This is a genomic window from Streptomyces sp. NPDC013457 (genome assembly GCF_043089925.1).
Lineage (GTDB): Bacteria > Actinomycetota > Actinomycetes > Streptomycetales > Streptomycetaceae > Streptomyces.
This window is the reverse complement of the sequence record NZ_JBICBL010000007.1, coordinates 110486-130925: the sequence shown is the minus strand read 5'-3', so window position 1 is coordinate 130925 and position 20440 is coordinate 110486. Positions and strand designations below refer to the sequence as shown.

Sequence of the window (20440 nt, the reverse complement as noted above, 5' to 3'; positions counted from 1 at the left end):
CTCCCGCACAGTGTCCGGCGTGAGAACGACACCCGAGTCACCGGAGAACTGACATGTCGACGCTGCGCGTCACCGCCGAAACCCTGGCCGTCCACGCCCATCCCAACGCCGACGCCCTCGAACTGGCCCAGGTGGGCCTCTACCGGGCCGTCGTCGCGAAGGGCGCGTACCGCAGCGGTGATGTCGCCGTCTACATTCCGGAGCAGGCCGTGCTGCCCACCCCCCTCGTCGACGAGCTGGGGCTGACCGGACGGCTCGCCGGGAAGGCGTCCGACCGGGTCAAGGCGGTACGTCTGCGGGGCGAGTTGTCGCAGGGCATCGTGTGCCGGCCGAAGGCGCTGGCCGACGTCGACCTGGCAGCGGCGGCAGCCGAGGGGACCGACTTCGCCGAGCTGCTCGGCATCACGAAGTGGGTGCCGCCGATCCCGCCGACCATGAGCGGGGACGTGGAGGTGGCGCCCGACCTGCTGCCCTGGGTCGACATCGAGAACCTCCAGCGGTATCCGGACATCTTCGAGCCGGGCGAGCCGGTGGTCCTGACCGAGAAGCTGCACGGCACCGCCTGCCTCACCACGTACTCCGCCGAGGACGGCCGCGTCCAGGTCTCCTCCAAGGGCTTCGGGGCCAAGGGCCTCGCGCTCCAGGAGGACCCGCGGAACCTGTACTGGCGGGCCGTCCACGGCCACGGCGTACCGGCCGTCGCGGCGCGGCTTGCCGCCCGCCTCGGGGCGCGCCGGGTCGGTCTGTTCGGTGAGGTGTACGGGGCCGGTGTGCAGGACCTCGGCTACGGCGCGAACGCCCGTGGCGAGCAGGTCGGTTACGCGGTCTTCGACGTGTCCGCCGAGATCGACGGCCAGGTCCGGTGGCTGGACCCGGCGGAGGTCCTGGAGGCCGGCGAGCTGCCGCTCGTACCGCGGCTGTACACGGGGCCGTACGACCTGGACGTCGTCGTCGGACTGGCGAGCGGCCGGGAGACCGTGTCCGGGGGTGAGCTCCATCTGCGGGAGGGTGTCGTGATCCGCCCGGTCACGGAGCGGTACAGCCCGGTCGTGGGCGGCCGCGCCATCGCCAAGGCGGTCAGCCCGGCCTATCTGACCCGCAAGGGCGGCACCGAGTACGAGTGACCGCCACGGAGGACCGAGGGGCCCGTCCACGGGGGTGGCGGGCCCCTCTTCGTTCCCGGGGCGTGTTCGGAGAGTCCCGCCTGCCCGGCGGGCTGCGGCGCTGCGTTCGCAACACGCCCTAGCCCTCCCGGCGCTCCCCCATCAGCCGGGAACCGGTGAGGCGCTCGCCGATCGCGTCGTCCGGGTTGGACAGGACGCAGTTCTGCAGCGACAGACAACCGCAGCCGATGCAGTCGGTCAGATGGTCCCTCAGCCGTCCGAGCTGCTCGATCCGCTCGTCCAGCTCAGTGCGCCACGCCGCCGAGAGCCGCGCCCAGTCCTCGTTGGTGGGCGTGCGCTCCTCGGGGAGTTCGGAGAGGGCGACCCGGATGGTCGCCAGCGGGATGCCCACGCGCTGCGCGGCCCGGATGAAGGCGACCCGCCGGAGGGTGTCACGGCCGTAGCGGCGCTGGTTGCCACTGGTACGGCGGCTGTTGATCAGGCCCTTGGACTCGTAGAAGTGCAGGGCCGACACCGCGGCGCCGCTTCGCGCGGACACCTGGCCGACGGTGAGTTCATGGATCTTCTCTGGAATCTGCGGCACCCCTCGAACCCTACTGTCCGTTGACAGCGGGCCCACCACCCCACATGCTGAGCAAGCGCTTAGAAACAGGAGTCACAGGTTCACGAAGGGACGATCGAAACATGGCTGAGCCGAGGATCTTCACCTCGCCCGAGGAGCTGCGCGCCGCGGTCGGCGAACCGCTGGGACACAGCGACTGGCTGGAGGTCGAGCAGAAGCGGATCGATCTGTTCGCCGACGCCACCGGTGACCACCAGTGGATCCACGTGGACCCGGAGCGGGCGGCCTCCGGGCCGTTCGGGAAGACCATCGCGCACGGCTATCTGACGCTGTCGCTGCTGCCGACGCTGGTGCCGCAGATCATGCGTGTCGAGGGCATGAAGATGGGCCTCAACTACGGCACCAACAAGGTCCGCTTCCCCTCCCCCGTACCGGTCGGCTCGCGGCTGCGCGCGGGCGCCGTGCTGACCGAGGTGACGGAGGCGGGCGGCGGGGTGCAGGTGACGGCGACCGTGACGGTGGAGCGTGAGGGCGGCGACAAGCCGGTCTGCGTCGCCGAGTCGGTCTCCCGCTACTACTTCTGAGCGCCGACCATCCGCAGCACGAGGTCGGCGTAGAGCGCGCCGACCTCGTCCGGCGTCCGGCGGCCCTGGACGTTGAACCAGCGCGACACGTCGATGCAGAGGGAGAGCACGGCCACCGTCGTGCCCGGCACGTCCGGCACGTCGAACTCGCCCGCCGCCACGCCCTCGTCGATGATCCCGCGCACGGTCGCGTCGGACTCGCGGCGCAGCGCGACGATCTCGGTGCGATGCTCGGGCCCGAGGGCGTCGAGCTCGTACTGGACGACCCGCGCGGTGGTGTGGCGCTCGGCGTGCCAGCGCACGAAGGACCGTACGGCGTCGGCCAGCCGCTCGCCCGCGGTCCCCTCGCCGTCGGCGGCGGCCCGGAGGATCTCCAGGGCCTTGTCGTGACCGATGCGGCTGATCCGGTGGAGCAGCTCTTCCTTGGTCTTGTAGTGGATGTAGAGCGCGGCAGGGCTCATGCCGGCGCGGCCGGCGATGTCCCGTGTCGTGGTGGCGTGGTAACCGCGCTCGGCGAACGCCTCGACGGCCGCGACGAGCAGCCGCCGGGCAGCCTCGGGCGTGACCTCGCCCCACGACGCGTCCGCGCCGCCGGGCGTCTCCTCAGCGACGCTCATCGTTCGCCCCCTCTCCAACCGTCAGGACGAACACCATACAACGAAGCTGAGCAAGCGCTTAGGCTCAGAGCTTCTGGAAGGGGTCGTGCTCGGCGAGGAGCTTCTCCAGCCGGGCCTGGTCGACCCGGCTGACGATCTGCCCCGCCTCCTGCCGGTCGCGGACGACCTTGGCGAGAGTGAAGGCGGAGGTCGTGAGGTAGAGGACGGCGATGGCGAGGAAGGCGCGGACCCAGGCGTCGGCGTCCAGCTGGTAGACGCCGATCGCCACGGCGGCGAGGGCGAGGCCGAAGGAGATGACGGCCTGCAGGTGGTAGGCGGCCGTGTTCTGCTGCTTGACCGGTGTGTCGCTCATGGGAGCAGGATCGGGCGGATGTGGTGTCCGCCACATCCGTCCGGATACTCAGCCGCGTCCGGCGGGATACTCAGAACGCGGACACGCCCGTGAGCGCCCGCCCGATGATCAGCTTCTGGATCTGGCTCGTGCCCTCGTACAACGTCATCACGCGCGCGTCGCGGAGCAGCTTCCCGACCGGGTACTCGTCGATGTAGCCGTATCCGCCGAAGACCTGCAGGGCGTTGTTCGCGGCGCGGACGGCCGCTTCGGAGGCGAACAGCTTGGCCTGGGAGGCGGCCGTGGCGAAGTCCAGGCCCCGGTCCACGAGGTCGGCGACGCGCCAGGTGAGCAGGCGGGCGGCGTCGACGTCGACGGCGATGTCGCTGATCAGCTCCTGCACCAGCTGGTACGAGGCGATCGGCTTGCCGAACTGTTCCCGCTCCCCCGCGTAGCGCACGGCCGCGTCGAGGGCCGCCTGCGCGATGCCCACGCAGCCGGCCGCGACCGACATCCGCCCCTTGGCGAGGGCGGACATGGCGACGGAGAAGCCCTTGCCCTCGGGGCCCAGCATGGCGGAGGCGGGAACGCGGACGTCCTCCAGGACCAGCTCGGCGGTGGCCTGGCCGCGCAGGCCGAGCTTGCCGTGGACGGTGCGGCGGGTGAGGCCGGGGGTGTCGGTGGGGACGAGGAAGGCGGAGACACCCTTGTGGCCGGGGGCGTCGCCGGTACGGGCGAAGAGCAGGACGACGTCGGCCCAGGTGCCGTTGGTGATGAACATCTTCGAGCCGTTGACGACGAAGGTGTCGCCGTCGCGTACGGCCCTGGTGGAGAGGCTGCCCGCGTCCGAACCGGTGCCCGGCTCGGTCAGCCCGAAGCAGCCGAGCGCGTCGCCGGAGGTGAGCCGGGGCAGCCAGGCGCGCTTCTGCTCCTCGGTACCCCAGGAGGCGATGGTCTTGGTGACGAGACCCAGCGAGACGGAGACGATGCCGCGCACGGAGGAGTCGCCGCGGCCGAGCTCCTCGGTGACCAGGCAGTACGAGAGATGGTCGCCGCCCGATCCGCCGTACTCCTCCGGGACGGTCAGGCCGAGGAAACCGACGGCCCCGAGCTTCTTCACGATCGACCGGTCGACGCTCTCGCTCCGGTCCCAGGCGACGACGTGCGGGGCGACCTCGCGCGCGACGAACTCCCCGGCGAGCCGCCGTACGGCTTCCTGCTCCTCGCTGAGCTCCAGGTTCACTGCGCCACCGACCTTCGGGAAGACTTTAATTAGCACTGCTAGTTTCTGCTGCGCAGGCCTACTATGTGCGCCATGGCCCGACCGCGCAAGCCCCTGCTGAGCAGAGAACGCATCGTCGAGGCGGCGAGCGCGCTCGTGGACGCGGAGGGCCTCGCGGCCGTCTCGACGCGACGGCTCGCGGCCGAGCTCGGGGTGAGCGGGCCGTCCCTCTACAACCACTTCCGCACCAAGGACGAGATCCTCGACGCGGTCGCCGACGCCGTCAGCGCCAAGGTCGATCTGTCGATGTTCGCGGAGGACGACGGCCGCGACTGGCGTACGGCGCTGCACGACTGGGCGGTCTCCTACCGGGCGGCCCTCGCCGACCACCCCCATGTCGTCCCGGTCCTGGCCCAGGGCCCCGGCCGTCGCCCGGCGGGCCTGAAGGTCGCCGACGCGGTTTTCGGCGCGATGGTCCGAGCGGGCTGGCCGCCTGCCCAGGCGACGTACATCGGGGCGCTGATGCGGTACTTCGTCACGGGCTCGGCCCTCGGCTCCTTCGCCCGTGGCTTCGTCGACGACGAGACGGCCTACGACCCCGCGGACTACCCTCACCTCGGCCAGGCCCACCTCCTCGCGGAACACCGCCAGAAGGTCGACGAGGGCGCCTTCGGGACGGGCCTGAGGGCGCTGCTCGACGGGTTGGCGATGCAGTACGAGACGGGGGTACGGGGAGCATGGGGCAGACAGGAGACGCCGAGCGGCTCGTAGCGGCGACACGGAACGGGGACGCGGACGCGGTCCGCGCCCTCGTGGAGGCGGGTGCGGACCCCGACGCCCGGACCGAGGACGGACTGCCGGTGCTGTGCGCGGCGGTGGCGGCCTTCGACGCCGGGACCGCCCGCGCGCTCGTGGAGGGCGGCGCCGACCCGGACCGGGAGCTGCCGGACGGGACGACGCCGCTGTTCCGCGCTGTCATGGGCGGCTCTCCGGCCGTCGTCGACGCGGTCCTGGGGGCCGAGCCCCGGCTGCGACTCCCGGAGCCGGTGCGGGAGCGGCTCCTGGCCCGGGTGCGCCGTTGGCACGAGGCCGGGGCGGAGGCCGAACTCCGGCGGATGACGGGCTCGTCGGCCCCCGCGCGGAGTGTCCTGGTCGAGGACTCCGAGGACTCGCTCGTGCGGCAGGTGACGCTCGGCGGGCGGACCGTACGGGAGGGGCACGGCGCGATCCTGACGTCGCTGGAGTGGGCGTTCCGCGTCCTGACGCCCGTGGACGAGCTGATCGCGCGGGCGGTGGCGCCCCGCGACGCGGGCCCGGAGCACGTCGCCTGGTCGGCGGCGCGCGGGGTGCTGAGCGAGCGGCGCAGCCGCGAGACCTGGTCGGCGCTGGCGACCCACCGCCGTCACCCGGACGCGGCCCGCCGCCTGTTCACGGTCGACGCCCTGTGGAGCCTCTCCGCCTTCCGCTGGAACGGCCCCGACTCCTACGAGACGGAGACCGCCGAACTCCTCGCCGCCTGGGCCACGGAGGAGCGGGACGACGGCGTCCTCACGCAGATCCTCCGCACCTTCAACCTCCTGGAGCACCCGGCCCACGAGGAGCTCGGTCTGCGGTTCGCCGGCCACGCGCACCCGCCCGTCCGGGTGGAGGCGGCGTGCGCCCTGGCGGACGAGAACGCGCCCCTCACGCCGAAGGCCCGGGCGGCACTGCTCGGCCTCGCGGGCGACCCCGACGCCCTGGTGCGCTCCACGGCGGGCGAGATGCTGGCCGGCAGGCACGACCTCTCCGACGAGGTCACCGGGGCCCTGCTCGCCCTCGTCGCGGACCGGGACGCCGCCGTGCGCCGGAAGGGCGCGGCAGCGCTCGCCACCAGCAGGGACCGGTCGCCCACGGCCGCCGCGGCCCTGTGGGCGCTGCTCGACGACGACGATCCGTCGCTGCGCCTGGAGGGCGCCTTCGGCCTGGCCCGCCGCGACGACCCGCGGACCGAGGAGGCGTACCGGCGGGCGGGGCCGGCGGCGGGCCCGGAGTTCGAGCACGATCACCGGCCCACGGAACTGCTCCACCACCGGTGGCGCCTGGAGGACCGTTCGGCGGCCGCCGAAACGTGAGTGCGGGACCCTGGGGGCATGGCAGCCGAAGACCTCGCCGCCCTCGCGGCGCTCCTCGCCGACGAGACCCGAGCCGCGTTCGTCCTCGCCCTGCTCGACGGGCGGGCCTGGACCGCGGGCGAACTCGCCCGGCACGCGCGCGTGGCACCGTCCACCGCCAGCGAGCACCTGGGGAAGCTGGTCGCGGGCGGGGTGCTCGCCGAGGAGCGGCAGGGGCGGCACCGGTACGTGCGGCTCGCCGACGCCGGGATCGCGCATCTCGTCGAGGACCTCGCCGCCCGCTCCGAGCCCACACGGAAGAAGCCGCCGCACTCGCTGCGGGCGGCGAGCGCCGGGCACGCGATGGCGCGGGGGCGCACCTGCTACGACCATCTCGCGGGGAGGCTCGGGATCGCGATCACCGAGGCCATGACGGTGCGCGGACTGCTGCGCCAGGACACCGGGTTCGCGCTCACCGACGCGGGCGTGGCGTGGTTCGGGGAGCAGGGCATCGCGCTCGTGGCCGCGGGGCGGCGGCCGGTCGCCCGCGGCTGTCTCGACCGGACCGAGCGCAGGCCGCATCTGGCGGGGGTCGCGGGCGCCGCGCTCTGCCGGCACGCGCTCGACTCCGGCTGGTGCGTACGGATCGGGTCGGAACGCGCCGTCAAGGTGACCTCCGAGGGCGAGCGGGCCCTCCAGCGGGTGCTCGGCATCGAGCCCGCGATATTGCGGTGAACGCCGAAGTGTCCAGGCCCTACGGTCGCCCCATGACCGACTCCCCCGCCACCTCGCGTCTGGCGCTCGCCGCCGCCGGTGTCACCGTCGCCCTGTGGGCCTCCGCCTTCGTCTCGATCCGCAGCGCCGGGGAGGCCTACTCCCCCGGAGCGCTGGCCCTCGGCCGGCTGCTGTCCGGTGCGCTCGTCCTCGGGGCCGTCCTGCTGGTCCGGCGCGAAGGCCTGCCGCCCCGGGCGGCCTGGCGGGGGATCGCGGTGTCCGGGGTCCTCTGGTTCGGCGCCTACATGGTGGCCCTCAACTGGGGCGAGCAGGAGGTCGACGCGGGCACGGCCGCGATGGTCGTGAACATCGGGCCCCTCCTCATCGCCCTGCTCGGCGCCCGGTTCCTCGGCGAGAGGCTGCCGCCCCGGCTGCTCGCGGGCATGGCGGTGTCCTTCGCCGGCGCGGTCGCCGTGGGGCTGTCGATGTCGGGCGAGGGCCACGCCTCGGTGCTCGGCGTCGGGCTCTGCCTCCTCGCGGCGGTCGCGTACGCGGGTGGTGTCGTCGCGCAGAAGCCGGCCCTGGCGCACGGGAGCGCCCTCCAGGTCACCACCTTCGGGTGCCTGGTGGGCGCGGTGGCGTGTCTGCCGTTCGCCGGGCAGCTGGTCGACGAGGTGGCGAGAGCCCCGGTCTCGGCGACCCTGAACATGGTCTACCTCGGCGTGTTCCCGACCGCCCTTGCCTTCACGACCTGGGCCTACGCCCTCGCTCGTACGACCGCCGGCCGGATGGGTGCGACCACGTACGCCGTGCCCGCGCTGGTCGTCCTCATGGCGTGGGTGTTCCTCGGCGAGCTGCCGGGCCTGCTCACGCTCGCGGGCGGCGCGCTCTGCCTCGCGGGCGTCGCGGTCTCGCGCTCCCGGCCGAAGCCCCCGTCCGGGACTCCGGCCGGCGGCGTGGGGACCACGACGACGCACGGTGTGAGGACGCCCGGTGAGAGGACGCCCGGTGAGAGGACGCCCGGCGGGGGGACGCCCGGCGGAAGGACGTCCCGCGGCAAGGCGTCCGGTTAGCGGACGTCCGGCGCGAGGTCGTCCGAGTCGTCCGAGTCGTCCGATCCGAAGACGACGAGCGCCCGGCCCCCCTTGCCCGCGATCATGTTCTCGAAGGCGCCCGGGATGCCGTCGAGGGTGATCCGTTCGGTGACCAGCGCACTCAGGTCGAGGCGCCCGGCCCGGATGTGTTCGGCGAGGACGGGCAGGTCCGCCGCCGGGTCGGAGTTCCCGTACACGCAGCCGGACAAGGTCCGGCCCCAGTGGAAGAGCTCCAGGGCGTTGAAGGTGACCTGCTGGTCCTTGCCGCCGATGCCGACGACCGTGGTGCGGCCGCCGCGCCGGGTGGAGTCCCAGGCGGTCCGGATCGTGGTGGCACGGCCCACGCACTCGACGGCCACGTCGGCGCCGTGGCCGCCCGTCAGCTTCCGGATGTCCCTGGCGGTGGTCGCGGACGCGACGACGTACTCGGTCGCTCCCGCGGCCCGCGCCAGGGCCTCCTTCTCGGGCGAGACGTCGACCGCGACGATCGGCGAGGCGCCCGCGATCCGGGCGGCCTGGAGGGTGGCGAGGCCCACGCCTCCGACGCCGTACACCACGACGGACTCGCCCTGGCGTACCCGCGCCGAGTGGTGCACCGCGCCCCAGCCGGTGAGGACGGCGCAGCCGAGGAGGGCCGCGTCGGTCAGCGGGACGCCGTCGGGGACGGGCAGGACGCAGTTCGCCGCGACCACGGTCTCCTCGGCGAAGGCGGCCACGTTGAGACCGGGGTGGAGACCGGTCCCGTCCTCGGTCTCGGCGTACACGCTCCCCGCGCCGGTCAGCGCGTCGGCGCAGAGCCAGACCTCGCCGAGCGAGCAGGCGTGGCAGGCGCCGCAGGACGGAGCCCAGTTGAGGACGACACCGTCGCCGGGGGCGACATGGGTGACGCCCTCGCCGACGGAGACGACCGTGCCGGCGCCCTCGTGCCCGAGGACGGCCGGGACGGGCACCTTCATGGTGCCGTTGGTGAGGGACAGGTCGGAGTGGCAGACCCCCGCGGCGGCGAGGCGGACCCGTACCTGGCCGGGACCTGGTTCGGGCAGTCGGATGCCGGCTATCTCCAGCGGAGAGCCGACGGCGGGCAGGAAGGCGGCGCGGACCACGCTCATGACGCGTCTTGCTCCTCAAGGCTCGGAACAGGCTCGGAACGGCCCCGAAGGGCCGGGAACCCCGGAGGGCCGGAACCCCGAAGGGCCGGAACCCCGGAGGGCCGGAACGGCTCGGAAGGGCTCAGAACTGGAGGGACTTGGTCTGGAGGTACTCGGAGAGGCCGTGCGCGCCGAGCTCGCGCCCCACGCCTGACTGCTTGTAGCCGCCGAACGGCGCCAGCGGGTTGAAGCGGCCTCCGTTGATGTCGACCTGACCCGTCTCCATCCGGCGCGCGAAGGCGACGGCCGCCTCCGGTTCGCCCCAGACGGCGCCCGCGAGCCCGTACACGGTCCCGTTGGCGATGGCGAGTGCCTCGTCCTCGTCCTCGTAGCGCAGGAGGGAGACGACCGGTCCGAAGATCTCCTCCTGCGCGATGGTCATGTCCGGGGTGACGTCGGCGAAGACGGTCGGGGAGACGTAGTAGCCGGTCTCGCGCGGGGCCTCCGGGCCGCCCGCGACGAGCCGGGCGCCCTCCTCGATCCCCTTCTCGATGTAGCCGCGCACCCGCTGCTGCTGCTTCGCGTTGACGAGCGGGCCGACGCGCTCGCCGGGGACGTACTTGGCGACGGCCTCGGCGGCCAGCGCCACCGCCTCTTCGTACCGGTCGGCGGGGACGAGCATCCGGGTCCACGCGCTGCACGTCTGGCCGGAGTTGGCCATGACGTTGGCGATGCCGACGGCGACGGCCTTGCCGAGGTCGGCGCTCGGCAGGATGACGTTGGCGGACTTGCCGCCGAGTTCCAGCGCGACCCGCTTGACCGCTCCGCCCGCGAGGGCGCCGATCCGCCTGCCGACGGCCGTGGAGCCGGTGAAGGAGACGAGGTCGACGTCCTCGTGCTCGGCGAGCGCCTGGCCGGCGACCGGGCCGAGGCCGGTGACGAGGTTGAAGACGCCGGCCGGGATGCCGGCCGCGTGGACGGTCTCGGCGAAGAGCTGGGCGGTCAGCGGGGTGTCCTCGGCCGGCTTGAGGACGACCGTGCAGCCGGCGGCGAGCGCGGGAGCGACCTTGGCGACGATCTGGTGGAGCGGGTAGTTCCACGGGGTGATCGCGCCGACCACGCCGACCGGCTCGGAGTAGACCGTGGAGTTGCCGACCTTCTCCTCGAACGAGTACTCGGCGGCGAGATCGGCGTACGTACCGGCGACGGCGATGGGCAGACCGGCGTGGACGGCGGCGGCGAACTGCGGCGGCGCGCCGAGTTCGGCCGTGACCGTGGCGGCGATCTCCTCGGCGCGGGCGGCGAGACCGTCGCGGAGCGCACCGATCAGCTTGGCGCGCTCCGCGGGCGGGGTGGCGGCCCAGCCCGGGAAGGCGCTGCGCGCGGCGCGTACGGCCGCGTCGACGTCCTCGGCGGTCCCGGCCGGGACATGGCCGATGATCTGCTCGTCCGCCGGATCGACCACCGGGATCGTCTCCGTGGAGGCGGCGGGACGCCACTCCCCGCCGATGTACATCGCGTCGTGGCTCTTCATCCGCTACTCCCTCTGTCCTGCGTGCCTGCGTGCCTGCGTGCCTGCGGTCCTGCCGAGGTCACCCAAACTAGCGCTGATAGTTTTCTGGCGCCAGAGCCGTCGCGCTCCAGCGGGCCGCTCCCGTCGCCACCGTGGCCGGTTTCAGAAGTCGGCCCGGGTCGGCTCGTCGAGCCGGGCCACGGACTCCTGCCCGTAGGCCTTCCGGTACGCCTCCCTGACCGCCTCGATCCGCGGGTCGAGGAGCCTCGCCTCCGACGCCGGGTAGAGCAGGATCAGCTCGTACGAACGCTCCCGCTCGATGGTGCCGTCGGCGTCGCGCCACTGTCCACGCCCGTTCTGGACGGTCAGGCCCGCCGGGAACCCCGGCGTCACCTTCCGGTCGACGAAGGCCATGAACTGCCCGTCGGTGACGGCGGGGCCGCCGCCGGGGCGCTCGGTCCCGAAGAAGAGGCGAGTCTCCACATACGCCTTGCCCCGGGCCTGCGCCGTGAGGGCGGCCGGCGCGGGCGCGCTCTCGCCGAGAGTGGCGTACGCGGCGGGGGCGCCGACCGCGAGCAGCAGCCCGGCGGTGGCGACGGCGCCACGCGTACGCGTACGCGTGGCGAGCGCACGGGCCGGCGTGGCCGACGAGCGGGACAGGGTACGGAACAGAGGACGGGGCAGCGGGCGGATCGTCATGGGCTCGTCCTTGCGGTTCGGGGCGGTACGGGCGGACGCCGAGCCTGACCTGCGAGGCTCCGCACCCCCGGTGACGGACCAGTTCTAGCGTCCGGACCGGACCCGTCCCGCCACCGCCGCGCGTTCCCTCACGGATTGACCGGAAGCAGCGGGGCGCACCGAGGAGGCGTGGGCGGCCCGTGGGACGACGGGCGGCGCGCGCCTCAGGACTCCCGGGCGACGTCCGTGAGATGGGCGAAGACGACGACGTTCGACTCGTAGCCCTTCTTGGGGTCGAAGGAACCACCGCAGGTGAGCAGCCGCAGTTCGGCGCGGTCGGTGGAGCCGTACACCTCGCGGTCGGGGAACTCCTTCTTGGTGTACGTGCGGACCTTGTCGACCGTGAACACGGCGACCTTGCCGTCGGCCCGCGCGACGCGGACGGTGTTGCCGCGGTCGAGCGAGTCCAGGTTGAGGAAGATGGCCGGCCCGGTGCGGGTGTCTCGGTGTCCGACGACGATCGCCGTGCCGCGCTCGCCGGGGGCGGGGCCGCCCGCGTACCAGCCGACGATCCGCGGGTTCTCGATCGGCGGCGTGGCGAGCTTCCCCGTGCGGTCGAGCCCGAGGTCGATCACCGGCGCCTCGATCGTGATCGACGGGACGGCGATGCTGGTGGCGCGTGACCGGGTCAAGGGCGCGGGCGACGGCGCGCGCGGACGTGCGGGCTTGGGCGCGGTCCTGGAACGGGACTGCGCCTTCGGCTTCTCGTCGGGATGCCTCCCGGGCGCGGGCCGGGCGGCGGACTGTGCGGGCGCCCCGTGCGCGGCAGCCTGTTCCGAGGCCGTCCGGGCCGCGGCGGCGGCCGGCGGGCCGGACGGTTCGTCGCCCTGGGCCCACCAGATGCCGCCGCCGACCAGGGACAGGGCCACCACCACGGTCCGGGTGAGCCGGAGGAGGCGCCGCTGCCTGCGCGTGGAGCGGAACCTACGAAGCGCCATGCGTGCGGCGACGCGCCCGGCGGACGAGGATCAGACCCGCCGTACCCGCGAGGCCGGCGGCGAGGGCGGCGGCGACGCCGAACATGGAGCCGTCGTCGGAGGACTCGGTCGTGGTCGTGGTGGCACTGCCGCCGCCACCCGCGCCGACCGGGCCCTGCGGGGGCTTTCCGCCGTCGCCACCGCTCCAGCCGCCCTCGCTGCCGTTCTCTCTGCCACCACCGCCTCCGCCCCCGCCGCTGCCTCCGCTTCCGCCGCTGCCGTCATTGCCTCCGCTGCCGCTGCCGCTCCAGCTGTTGCCCGAGCCGCTACTGCCGGAGTTGTTGCCCGAGTCGCTGCCCGAGTCGCTGCTGCCGGAGCCGCTGTTGCCCGAGTTGCCGCTGCCGCTGCCGCCGTTCGCATTGCCGTTGGTGGCGTTGGCGCGGTCGGAGCTGCCTCCGTCGGCGCTGCTGCCGTTGCTGCCGCTGCCGCCGTTCGCCGAGGTGTTGGTGATCTCGTCGCAGTCGACGCGGAAGTCCCTGCTCTTCCTGGTGCCGGTCTGGCTCTCCCAGGTCCACTCGACTCTGTACGCGCCGTCGACGAGCGTCAGGTCCGGGGTGATCCCGCGGCCCGTGGAGTCGATGGTGATCGTGCCGTTCGTGGTCACGCTGTCCACGGGTCGCTGGGGGGAGATCGTCCAGCTGAGTTGCTCCAACCCCTCGAAGTCGAAGGCGGCGAGATAGAACGTGCAGACCCGCGGCTCGGTGGTCTCGCTGTTCACGGCGGTGCGGCGGGGCTCATCCCGGCCTCCGGCGTGGTGGATCTTGATGTCGCCGTTGTCGCCGGGCGCGGCGAAGGCGGTAGGTGCACCGGCCAGGCCGAGACTGCCAAGGGCGAGCGACGCGGCGGCGATGGACAGCAGGGGACGGACTGCGGGAGCGGTCATACGGGGTTCCTCCAGTCACATGAAGACGTCGGACAATTGGCCGATCATGTGACTATCTGTCATCGCGCCCGTACGGAGGGTGCCACCGACGCCGTGACACCCTCCGTATTCACTCCCCCGGCCGACGGGCCGGCGCTAGATGATTCCGAAGAGGATCCCCGCCGCGAGGACCACCAGCGAGGTGAGCGCCGCCCACTTCACGGTGAAGCGGGTGTGGTCGCCGAACTCGACCTTCGCCATGCCGACCAGGACGTACACGGCCGGGACGAGCGGGCTCGACATGTGCAGCGCCTGGCCGGCGATGGAGGCACGGGCGATCTCCAGCGGCGAGACGCCGTGGGCCGCGCCCGCCTCCGCGAGGACCGGCAGGACGCCGAAGTAGAAACCGTCGTTGGACATGAAGTACGTGAGGGGCAGGCTGAGCAGACCGGTGACCAGCGCCATGTGCGGTCCCATGCCGTCGGGGATCGCACCCACGAGCCAGTCGGCCATGTGCTTGACCATGCCCGTGCCGGTGAGGACACCGGTGAAGACGGCGGCGGCGAAGACCATGCCGGCGACGTTGAGGACGTTGTCGGCGTGCGCGGCGAGCCTGGCCTTCTGGTCGGCCATCTTCGGATAGTTGACCGTGAGCGCGAGCGCCGCGCCCAGGAGGAAGAGGACCGGGATCGGCAGCAGTTCGAGGATCATCGCGGTGAGCAGCGCGACGGTGAGGCCCGCGTTGAACCAGTACAGCCTCGGCCGCAGGGTCGGGCGGTTCGGGTCGAGCCCCTGGAAGCCCTCAGCGGCTCCCGCCCCGGCACCGGCACCGGCACCGGCACCGGCCCCCGTCACGGTACCCACGTCGCCCGAGCCGGGGACACCGGCTCCGGTGGCGTCGGAGCCCGCCGGGGAGCCGGTGGCGTCCGGGCCGCCGGCCGAACCCTTCGCACCTGCGCCGGCGGCGACCAGGACGGTCCCGGTCTGCGGCTCCAGGACCTCGTCGAGGGTGAGGTAGCCGATCCGCCTGCGCTCACGGCGGCCGAGGACGTACGCGAGGGCGAAGACGAAGAGCAGGCCCATGGCGAGCGCGGGGATCATCGGGACGAAGATGTCCGCCGCGTCCACCTTGAGCGCGGTCGCCGCTCGGGCCGTGGGGCCGCCCCAGGGCAGGGTGTTCATGACGCCGTTGGCGGTCGCGGCGACGCCCGTCATCACGACCAGGCTCATCCCGAGCCGCTTGTAGAGCGGGTACATCGCCGAGACGGTGATCATGAAGGTGGTCGAGCCGTCGCCGTCGAGCGAGACGATCGCCGCCAGCACCGCGGTACCGACCACCACCCGCACGGGGTCGGCCTTGCAGAAGCGCAGGATGCCCCGCACGATCGGGTCGAACAGACCGACGTCGATCATCACGCCGAAGTAGACGATGGCGAACATCAGCATCGCGGCGGTGGGGGCGAGCTTCTCCACTCCCCCGATGACGTAGTCGCCGAGTTGCGCGCCCTGTCCGACGGCGACGCAGAACAGGGCGGGGATCAGCACGAGCGCCGCGATCGGCGACATCTTCTTCATCATGATCAGGACCAGGAAGGTCGCGATCATGGCGAAGCCGAGGACGGTCAGCATGGAGGACACCTCACGTTCACCTTCGAACTCCCACCGGGGCGGCTCCCACCGGTGCGGCGTTCGGATGACGTTAGGTGCCCCCTTCCGGCGTTAACAAGACGTTGACGCGTGAGCAATACGAGCAAAACCCCAGGTCACGGCAGGGGTGGCAGGAGGGTCACAGCGGGGGCGACAGGAGGGTCACGGCAGGGGCGCCAGCTCCACGGGGAATCCGTTGAGCACCGCCGTGCCCGAGAGCGGGTCGAGGCGCGAGCCGTCGAGGAGCTGGTTCACGTTGACCCCGGGCCGGGCCCCGGCGACCGCGAGGCGAGTGCCGGGCCGGTCGTGTCCCCAGCCGTGCGGCAGGCTCACCACTCCCCTCCGTACGGCGTCGGTGATCTCCACCTCGACCTCCAGGGCGCCGCCCTCGGCCGCGATCCGGGCGGGTTTGCCGTCGGCGAGGCCGAGGCGGTCGGCGTCGGCGGGGTGGACGTGGAGGGTGCAGCGGTTCGAACCGCTGTTGAGAGAGGGCGCGTTGTGCAGCCAGCTGTTGTTGGACCGCAGATGGCGGCGGCCGACGAGGACGAGACCTCCGGGCGGCGCGGCGAGGGCGGCGCGCAGCCGGGGCAGGTCGGCGGCGATCGGCTCCGGGAGCAGCTCGACGCGTCCGCTGCGGGTCTTGAGGAGACCGGGAAGGCGGGGTTCGAGGGGACCGAGGTCGATGCCGTGCGGTGCCCGGAGGAGGTCGTCGAGAGTGAGGTCGTACGGTCCGAGGCGGAGCATCAGGTCGAGGCGCCGCTCGGCCCCGGTGGCGCCCCTCAGCCCGGCGGCGACGGTCTTGGGGTCGGCGCCGTGGACGGGTGAGTGCTCCTGGGTGACCGCCTTGGCCAGGGTCGTGTCGACGGCGAGGTCGTCGACGGCCGACGGCGGGGCGCCGTGCATCCCGCTCACGGCGAGGATCAGCCGTGCGTGGATCTCGCACTCGTCCATCCGCCCGTCCTCCAGCGGAACCACGGCCGGGGTGAAACGGACCTGGTTGCGGACGGCGAGACCGTTGAAGGAGAAGTCGAAGTGGGCGCTCCGCGAGGGCGGCGGCGGAGGCAGGACGACATCGGCGTGGCGGGTGGTCTCGTTGAGGTACGGATCGACGGCCACCATCAGGTCGAGGGAGCCGAGCGCCCGGTCGAGGCGCAGCCCGTCGGGCGCCGAGAGGACGGGGTTGGCGGCGATGGTGATCACCGCGCGGATACGTTCCTCCCCCGCCGTCTCGATCTCCTCGGCGAGCGCGGCCATGGGGAGTTCGCCCTTGGCCTCGGGGTGGCCGGAGACCCTGCTGCTCCAGCGGCCGAGCGCGAAGCCCTTGCCGGGGCCCGCCGGCCGGGGCGCGGGAGCGGTCGCGGCGAGCGGGAAGAGCGCACCGCCGGGGCGGTCGAGGTTGCCTGTGAGGACGTTCAGGACGTCGACGAGCCAGTTGCCGAGCGTGCCGTGGGTGACCGTGGAGCTGCCCATCCGGCCGTAGACGGCGGCGGTGGGCGCGGCCGCGAGTTCCCGGGCGACGGTACGGATGGTGGCGGCCTCCAGGTCGCAGGCGGCGGCGACGGCCTCCGGCGTGAACTCCCTTACCGCCTCTCGTACGTCCTCCACGCCCTCGACCAGGTCGGCGAGCGGGACGCCGGGGTCGGCGAGGCCCTCCGCGAAGAGGGTGTGGACCAGCGCGGCGAGGAAGAGGGCGTCGGTGCCGGGGTGGATGGCGACATGACGGTCGGCGAGCCGGGCGGTACGGGTGCGGCGCGGGTCGACGACGGTGAGGGTGCCGCCGCGCCTGCGCAGCGCCTTGAGCCTGCCGGGGAAGTCGGGGGCGGTGCAGAGGCTGCCGTTGGAGTCCAGGGGGTTGGCGCCGAGCATCAGGAGATGGTCGGTGCGGTCCAGGTCCGGGACGGGGATGGCGAAGGGGTCGCCGAAGAGCAGCCCGCTGGAGACGTGCTTGGGCATCTGGTCGAGGGTGGAGGCGGTGAAGAGGTTCCGGGTCCGCAGGGCGCCGATCAGCAGGGGCGGGTAGAGGCCGCCGGCCATGGTGTGGACGTTCGGGTTGCCGAGCACGAGGCCCACCGCGTTCGGTCCGTACGTCTCGATCAGCGGTCGGATCCGGGCGGCGATCGTGTCGAACGCCTCCTCCCAGGTGGCCTCCTGGAGGGTGCCGTCCTTGCGGACGAGGGGCCCGGTGAGCCGGTCGGGGTCGGCGTCGACCTCGCCGAAGGAGGCGCCCTTGGGGCAGATGAACCCCTGGCTGAAGACGTCGTCGCGGTCTCCGCGGGCGCCGGTGATCCGGGTGCCGTCGAGGGTGAGGGTCAGCCCACAGGTGGCTTCGCAGAGCGGGCAGATACGCAGGGCGGTGGACATGACGGCTCCCTGGGGCGACGGCGGTGACGCGCGGGCACCCGCGAGCATACCGACCGGTACGCACGGTGGGGAGGGGTCAGCTCAGCGAGGGTGCGAGGTAGGCGTAGAGGAGCTCGCGGGTTTCGGCGATGAGCGCGGGGTCGCCGGACGGGGCGGTACGGAAGGCGAGCTGGAGCAGCGCGTCGGCGGCCTCGACGCCGACCAGGACCTTGCGGCGCAGGGCGTCGTCGGCGGTGCGGTCGAGGTGGGTGGCGAGGAGGCCGCAGAGACGGTCGGCGACGAGGTGGTTGGCGTCCTCGGTCTGGCCCGCGTCACCCTCTCCGCCCGGGAGCCCACCGCCCGTGTCCGTGGCTGAGGCGGCGGCAGTGGCGGTGGTGGTCGGGGCGGGGACTCCGAAGTCGACGAGCGCGAAGCCGGGAACGGTGCGCTTCATCGCGATGTACTCGTCCAGGACGCTGTCGATCGCGCTGTACGCGTCGGCCTTGCCCGCCCCGGCGAGGCGCGCGCCGATCCGCTCGGCGTAGCGGTCGAGGTTGCGGTGGGCCAGAGCGTCGGCCATCGCGCGCTTGTTGCCGAAGAAGCGGTAGACGGATCCGATCGGGACGCCCGCGCGGGCGGCGACGGCACGCGTACTCAGCTGCTCGTAGCCGGTCTCGTCGAGGAGTTCGGCACAGGCGTCGAGGATCCGGGCGAGGCGCTCGGCGCTGCGCTGCTGGACGGGGGTGCGGCGGAGGGAAGGCTGGGGCACGGGGTCCATGATGCCGCTCCGCTCCTGGTCGGGTCAGGCGATGAGCAGTCCGATGCCTCCGAGGGTGTACGCGATCATCAGCGCGAACAGGGGCAGTTGCCCGGCCACGGCGCGGGCGGGCGGGAAGAGCCGCACGGAGCGGTCGTGCGCGGCGACGACGCCGAGGACGTGCCCGGTGACGATCGCGGCGACCTGGAGGGTGGCGAGGGCGCCCGGGCCCAGGGGCGGGGCGGGCGCGGGGGCGTTGTCAGTGCCCGCTGCCATCATGACGGTAAGTGGCCCCTCCGTCACGAAGAGTGTGAAGTAGTGGGCGACGAGATAGCCGAGGGCGATGGGGAGGAGGGAGTGGGCGAAGGAGGTGAGAGGTGTGGCGAGTTCACGGGACATCAGGCGCAGGGTGCCGGCGCAGAGGGCGTAGAGGGCGGCGACGAGGGCGACGGCGGCGAGGAGGCCGAGGGTGGCGGTGACGGTCGGACCGAGGGGTGAGGTCTGGAGGGTGGTGATCCAGCGGGGGTTGTCCGAGAAGCCGTCGTAGGCGGTGGAGCCGAGCAGGACGCAGACGGTGGCGACGAGTCCGGGGGTCTGCGGCGTGGAGTCGAGGCTGTCGAAGGGCGAGCGCACGACGAGCCGGCCGTCGGCGCGGCGGCCGAGCGGGGAGAGCCGGGCGAGGAGGGAGGAGTAGACCTCGAAGGGGTCGGCGTGGGCGAACCAGTCGGGGCCGTGGCGGGCCGCGCCGAGGAGCCCGAGCGCCGTGAGGATGGCGAGGAAGGCCAGAAGGGTGGTGGAGGACGCGGGGTCGGGGGCGACGAGTTCGAGCCAGGCGAACAGGAGGAGTCCGGCGGCGGCGGGCCGGATGCCGAGGCCCGGAGGCAGGGGGCGGGGGTCGCGTGCGGCCGGGAGCACGGCGTGGAGGGCGCGCAGGGGGTTGAGGAGGCGCCAGACGGGGCCGAGGAGGAGGGAGGCGGGGACGAGCCCCACCCAGAGGAGGACGTAGACGGCACCGGGCGCGGGGTTGCGGTCGGGGTCGTCGGGACTGAGGAGGAGGTGGAGCACGACGGTGAGGGCCGCGGCCGCTCCGGCCGCGCGAAGGGCGGTGCGGGTGGCCGGGGCGTCGGCGAGGCGCTGGACGGCGGCGGGCAGCGGTCGGCCCGCCCGGTCTCCGCGGAAGCGGGACGTGGGCCAGAGCAGGCCCAGGGCGAGGAAGGAGACGAAGAGCGCGGCGAAGGCGCCCGCGTAGGCGTAGAAGGGCGCGAGCGGGAGGTCGTGCTGGGAGCCGATGCCGTGGGCGAGAAGGCGGACGGGAGTGGTCATCGGACGACGAGTTGGGTCAGGAGGAGCCCCGAGTCGTGGGTCTCGACCTCGAAGAGGCCGGTGCGGTCGAGGGTGAGCGTGAGCGAGCCGGGAGTGCCGGGGGCGAGGGGCAGTTCACGGTCGTAGCCGTGGACATGGAGGGTGTCGGCGCGGTCGCCGGTGACACGGAGGGTGAGCCGCTCGCCCTTCTTCAGCTCGATGCGGGAGGGGGGTGGCTGTACGGACGATCCGTCGACGGTGATCTCGACGGTCCGGCCGGTCGCGGGGGCGGTCGGGGCAGGGGCGGTCGAGGCGGGGGCGGCGGAGAGGGCGACGGTGGTCTCGACCGGTCTGCCCGCGACCGCCCAGGCGGTGTGGTCGTCCGCGTGCAGGCGGACGGTCAGGGTGCGGGCGCCGGGAGGGACGTGGTGCCAGGGGCCGTAGACCCGGTCGGTCTCCTTGCCGTCGACGAGGAGACGGGCGTAGCCGCGACCGGGGATGGCCGCGCCGCCGACGCTCTCCGGGGTGAATCGGAACCTCTCCACGGCGAGGTGGATGTTCCAGCCGCCCTCGGTGTCGGACCGCGACTCGACCCGGACGGAGGGCGCGCCCTCGGCCGGCACCTCCCGGAGCCGGTGCCCGCCCTCGTCCTTCGCCGTGAGCAGCGTGCCGCTGCCCGCGGTGGCCTCCTGATGGCTGGTGCCGGGCTTGTGGTGGGTGGTGGCCCGCCCTCCGCACCCGGTGGCGGCCAGAGCAACGGCCAGGACGACGCCCGCGAGGGCGGCGGCCCGGCGGCGCGGGGTGGACCGGCGGCGCGGGGTGGACCGGCGGCGCGGGGTGGACGGCCGGCGCGGGGTGGTCGCCGTGGCAGGCCGGCG

General features: G+C 73.3%; 20 protein-coding genes. 6 read left to right on the top strand and 14 right to left on the bottom strand.

Going from position 1 to position 20440, the window contains the following annotated elements; genetic code table 11:
• Window positions 1-53 precede the first annotated feature (53 nt).
• Complete coding sequence (locus ACF1G2_RS20095) at window positions 54-1124, top strand: RNA ligase (ATP) (protein ID WP_391799568.1); 1071 nt, start codon at window positions 54-56, stop codon at window positions 1122-1124.
• A 118-nt stretch (window positions 1125-1242) separates the two neighbouring features.
• Here ACF1G2_RS20095 and soxR read toward each other — a convergent pair whose 3' ends face one another.
• The gene (gene soxR, locus ACF1G2_RS20090; RefSeq protein ID WP_391799567.1) at window positions 1243-1707 is read right to left on the bottom strand and encodes a redox-sensitive transcriptional activator SoxR; all 465 of its coding nucleotides are present in this window, start codon (window positions 1705-1707) and stop codon (window positions 1243-1245) included.
• A gap of 101 nt (window positions 1708-1808) precedes the next feature.
• Here soxR and ACF1G2_RS20085 point away from each other — a divergent pair, with 101 nt between their 5' ends.
• Window positions 1809-2270: a MaoC family dehydratase gene (locus tag ACF1G2_RS20085; RefSeq protein WP_391799566.1), complete on the top strand. Its 462-nt coding sequence runs from the start codon at window positions 1809-1811 to the stop codon at window positions 2268-2270.
• On the opposite strand, the gene ACF1G2_RS20080 is transcribed toward ACF1G2_RS20085, so the two are convergent.
• From ACF1G2_RS20080 to ACF1G2_RS20070, 3 genes are all read right to left on the bottom strand, one after another.
• Window positions 2261-2887, bottom strand: coding sequence for a TetR/AcrR family transcriptional regulator (locus tag ACF1G2_RS20080; protein WP_391799565.1), 627 nt, complete (start codon window positions 2885-2887; stop codon window positions 2261-2263). The two genes, ACF1G2_RS20085 and ACF1G2_RS20080, sit on opposite strands and share 10 nt — an antisense overlap.
• 64 nt (window positions 2888-2951) lie before the next feature.
• Window positions 2952-3239, bottom strand: coding sequence for a YiaA/YiaB family inner membrane protein (locus tag ACF1G2_RS20075; protein ID WP_352189895.1), 288 nt, complete (start codon window positions 3237-3239; stop codon window positions 2952-2954).
• Between the two features lie 70 nt (window positions 3240-3309).
• Window positions 3310-4461: an acyl-CoA dehydrogenase family protein gene (locus ACF1G2_RS20070; RefSeq protein WP_391799564.1), complete on the bottom strand. Its 1152-nt coding sequence runs from the start codon at window positions 4459-4461 to the stop codon at window positions 3310-3312.
• Between the two features lie 72 nt (window positions 4462-4533).
• Between ACF1G2_RS20070 and ACF1G2_RS20065 the strand changes: the two genes are divergently transcribed.
• From ACF1G2_RS20065 to ACF1G2_RS20050, 4 genes are read left to right on the top strand one after another with little or no spacing between them, the layout of a single operon-like run.
• Window positions 4534-5211, top strand: coding sequence for a TetR/AcrR family transcriptional regulator (locus ACF1G2_RS20065; RefSeq protein ID WP_391799563.1), 678 nt, complete (start codon window positions 4534-4536; stop codon window positions 5209-5211).
• The gene (locus ACF1G2_RS20060) at window positions 5178-6551 is read left to right on the top strand and encodes a HEAT repeat domain-containing protein (protein WP_391799562.1); all 1374 of its coding nucleotides are present in this window, start codon (window positions 5178-5180) and stop codon (window positions 6549-6551) included. The genes ACF1G2_RS20065 and ACF1G2_RS20060 overlap by 34 nt, the downstream gene beginning before the upstream one ends.
• An 18-nt stretch (window positions 6552-6569) precedes the next feature.
• Entirely contained in the window at window positions 6570-7265 is a 696-nt protein-coding gene (locus ACF1G2_RS20055) for an ArsR/SmtB family transcription factor (protein WP_391799561.1), read from the top strand.
• A gap of 32 nt (window positions 7266-7297) precedes the next feature.
• Entirely contained in the window at window positions 7298-8317 is a 1020-nt protein-coding gene (locus ACF1G2_RS20050) for a DMT family transporter (protein ID WP_391799560.1), read from the top strand.
• On the opposite strand, the gene ACF1G2_RS20045 is transcribed toward ACF1G2_RS20050, so the two are convergent.
• The 10 genes from ACF1G2_RS20045 to ACF1G2_RS20000 all read right to left on the bottom strand — a co-directional run bounded on the left by ACF1G2_RS20045 (window position 8314) and on the right by ACF1G2_RS20000 (window position 20326).
• Window positions 8314-9447 carry a zinc-binding dehydrogenase gene (locus tag ACF1G2_RS20045; protein WP_391799559.1) on the bottom strand — a complete coding sequence of 378 codons (1134 nt, stop codon included), beginning with the start codon at window positions 9445-9447 and terminating at the stop codon, window positions 8314-8316. The genes ACF1G2_RS20050 and ACF1G2_RS20045 overlap by 4 nt on opposite strands.
• A 121-nt stretch (window positions 9448-9568) precedes the next feature.
• A complete protein-coding gene (locus tag ACF1G2_RS20040; protein WP_391799558.1) occupies window positions 9569-10960 on the bottom strand; it encodes an aldehyde dehydrogenase family protein in 1392 nt (463 codons plus the stop codon).
• A 141-nt stretch (window positions 10961-11101) separates the two neighbouring features.
• The gene (locus tag ACF1G2_RS20035) at window positions 11102-11638 is read right to left on the bottom strand and encodes a DUF3574 domain-containing protein (protein ID WP_391799557.1); all 537 of its coding nucleotides are present in this window, start codon (window positions 11636-11638) and stop codon (window positions 11102-11104) included.
• 203 nt (window positions 11639-11841) lie between these two features.
• A complete protein-coding gene (locus ACF1G2_RS20030; protein WP_391799556.1) occupies window positions 11842-12615 on the bottom strand; it encodes a class F sortase in 774 nt (257 codons plus the stop codon).
• Window positions 12602-13537 (bottom strand): hypothetical protein, encoded by a 936-nt coding sequence (locus ACF1G2_RS20025; protein WP_391799555.1) that lies wholly within the window; start codon window positions 13535-13537, stop codon window positions 12602-12604. The genes ACF1G2_RS20030 and ACF1G2_RS20025 overlap by 14 nt, the downstream gene beginning before the upstream one ends.
• Window positions 13538-13672: 135 nt before the next feature.
• Window positions 13673-15145, bottom strand: coding sequence for a CitMHS family transporter (locus ACF1G2_RS20020; protein ID WP_391799842.1), 1473 nt, complete (start codon window positions 15143-15145; stop codon window positions 13673-13675).
• A gap of 180 nt (window positions 15146-15325) precedes the next feature.
• Window positions 15326-17524, bottom strand: coding sequence for a molybdopterin oxidoreductase family protein (locus ACF1G2_RS20015; RefSeq protein WP_391799554.1), 2199 nt, complete (start codon window positions 17522-17524; stop codon window positions 15326-15328).
• A 76-nt stretch (window positions 17525-17600) separates the two neighbouring features.
• Complete coding sequence (locus ACF1G2_RS20010; RefSeq protein ID WP_391799553.1) at window positions 17601-18281, bottom strand: TetR family transcriptional regulator; 681 nt, start codon at window positions 18279-18281, stop codon at window positions 17601-17603.
• Window positions 18282-18305: 24 nt separating this feature from the next.
• Window positions 18306-19583 carry a hypothetical protein gene (locus ACF1G2_RS20005; protein WP_391799552.1) on the bottom strand — a complete coding sequence of 426 codons (1278 nt, stop codon included), beginning with the start codon at window positions 19581-19583 and terminating at the stop codon, window positions 18306-18308.
• Window positions 19580-20326, bottom strand: coding sequence for a hypothetical protein (locus ACF1G2_RS20000; RefSeq protein ID WP_391799841.1), 747 nt, complete (start codon window positions 20324-20326; stop codon window positions 19580-19582). The genes ACF1G2_RS20005 and ACF1G2_RS20000 overlap by 4 nt, the downstream gene beginning before the upstream one ends.
• Window positions 20327-20440 lie beyond the last annotated feature (114 nt).

Bases quoted from the DNA above. Each gene is read 5' to 3' on its own strand.
- ACF1G2_RS20080 (WP_391799565.1), bottom strand. From the start codon at position 2,887: ATGAGCGTCGCTGAGGAGACGCCCGGCGGCGCGGACGCGTCGTGGGGC.
- ACF1G2_RS20075 (WP_352189895.1), bottom strand. From the start codon at position 3,239: ATGAGCGACACACCGGTCAAGCAGCAGAACACGGCCGCCTACCACCTG.
- ACF1G2_RS20035 (WP_391799557.1), bottom strand. From the start codon at position 11,638: ATGACGATCCGCCCGCTGCCCCGTCCTCTGTTCCGTACCCTGTCCCGC.
- ACF1G2_RS20030 (WP_391799556.1), bottom strand. From the start codon at position 12,615: ATGGCGCTTCGTAGGTTCCGCTCCACGCGCAGGCAGCGGCGCCTCCTC.
- ACF1G2_RS20085 (WP_391799566.1), top strand. From the start codon at position 1,809: ATGGCTGAGCCGAGGATCTTCACCTCGCCCGAGGAGCTGCGCGCCGCG.
- ACF1G2_RS20045 (WP_391799559.1), bottom strand. From the start codon at position 9,447: ATGAGCGTGGTCCGCGCCGCCTTCCTGCCCGCCGTCGGCTCTCCGCTG.
- ACF1G2_RS20095 (WP_391799568.1), top strand. From the start codon at position 54: ATGTCGACGCTGCGCGTCACCGCCGAAACCCTGGCCGTCCACGCCCAT.
- ACF1G2_RS20015 (WP_391799554.1), bottom strand. From the start codon at position 17,524: ATGTCCACCGCCCTGCGTATCTGCCCGCTCTGCGAAGCCACCTGTGGG.
- ACF1G2_RS20040 (WP_391799558.1), bottom strand. From the start codon at position 10,960: ATGAAGAGCCACGACGCGATGTACATCGGCGGGGAGTGGCGTCCCGCC.
- ACF1G2_RS20020 (WP_391799842.1), bottom strand. From the start codon at position 15,145: ATGCTGACCGTCCTCGGCTTCGCCATGATCGCGACCTTCCTGGTCCTG.
- ACF1G2_RS20060 (WP_391799562.1), top strand. From the start codon at position 5,178: ATGGGGCAGACAGGAGACGCCGAGCGGCTCGTAGCGGCGACACGGAAC.
- ACF1G2_RS20025 (WP_391799555.1), bottom strand. From the start codon at position 13,537: ATGACCGCTCCCGCAGTCCGTCCCCTGCTGTCCATCGCCGCCGCGTCG.
- ACF1G2_RS20055 (WP_391799561.1), top strand. From the start codon at position 6,570: ATGGCAGCCGAAGACCTCGCCGCCCTCGCGGCGCTCCTCGCCGACGAG.
- ACF1G2_RS20065 (WP_391799563.1), top strand. From the start codon at position 4,534: ATGGCCCGACCGCGCAAGCCCCTGCTGAGCAGAGAACGCATCGTCGAG.
- ACF1G2_RS20010 (WP_391799553.1), bottom strand. From the start codon at position 18,281: ATGGACCCCGTGCCCCAGCCTTCCCTCCGCCGCACCCCCGTCCAGCAG.
- ACF1G2_RS20005 (WP_391799552.1), bottom strand. From the start codon at position 19,583: ATGACCACTCCCGTCCGCCTTCTCGCCCACGGCATCGGCTCCCAGCAC.
- ACF1G2_RS20050 (WP_391799560.1), top strand. From the start codon at position 7,298: ATGACCGACTCCCCCGCCACCTCGCGTCTGGCGCTCGCCGCCGCCGGT.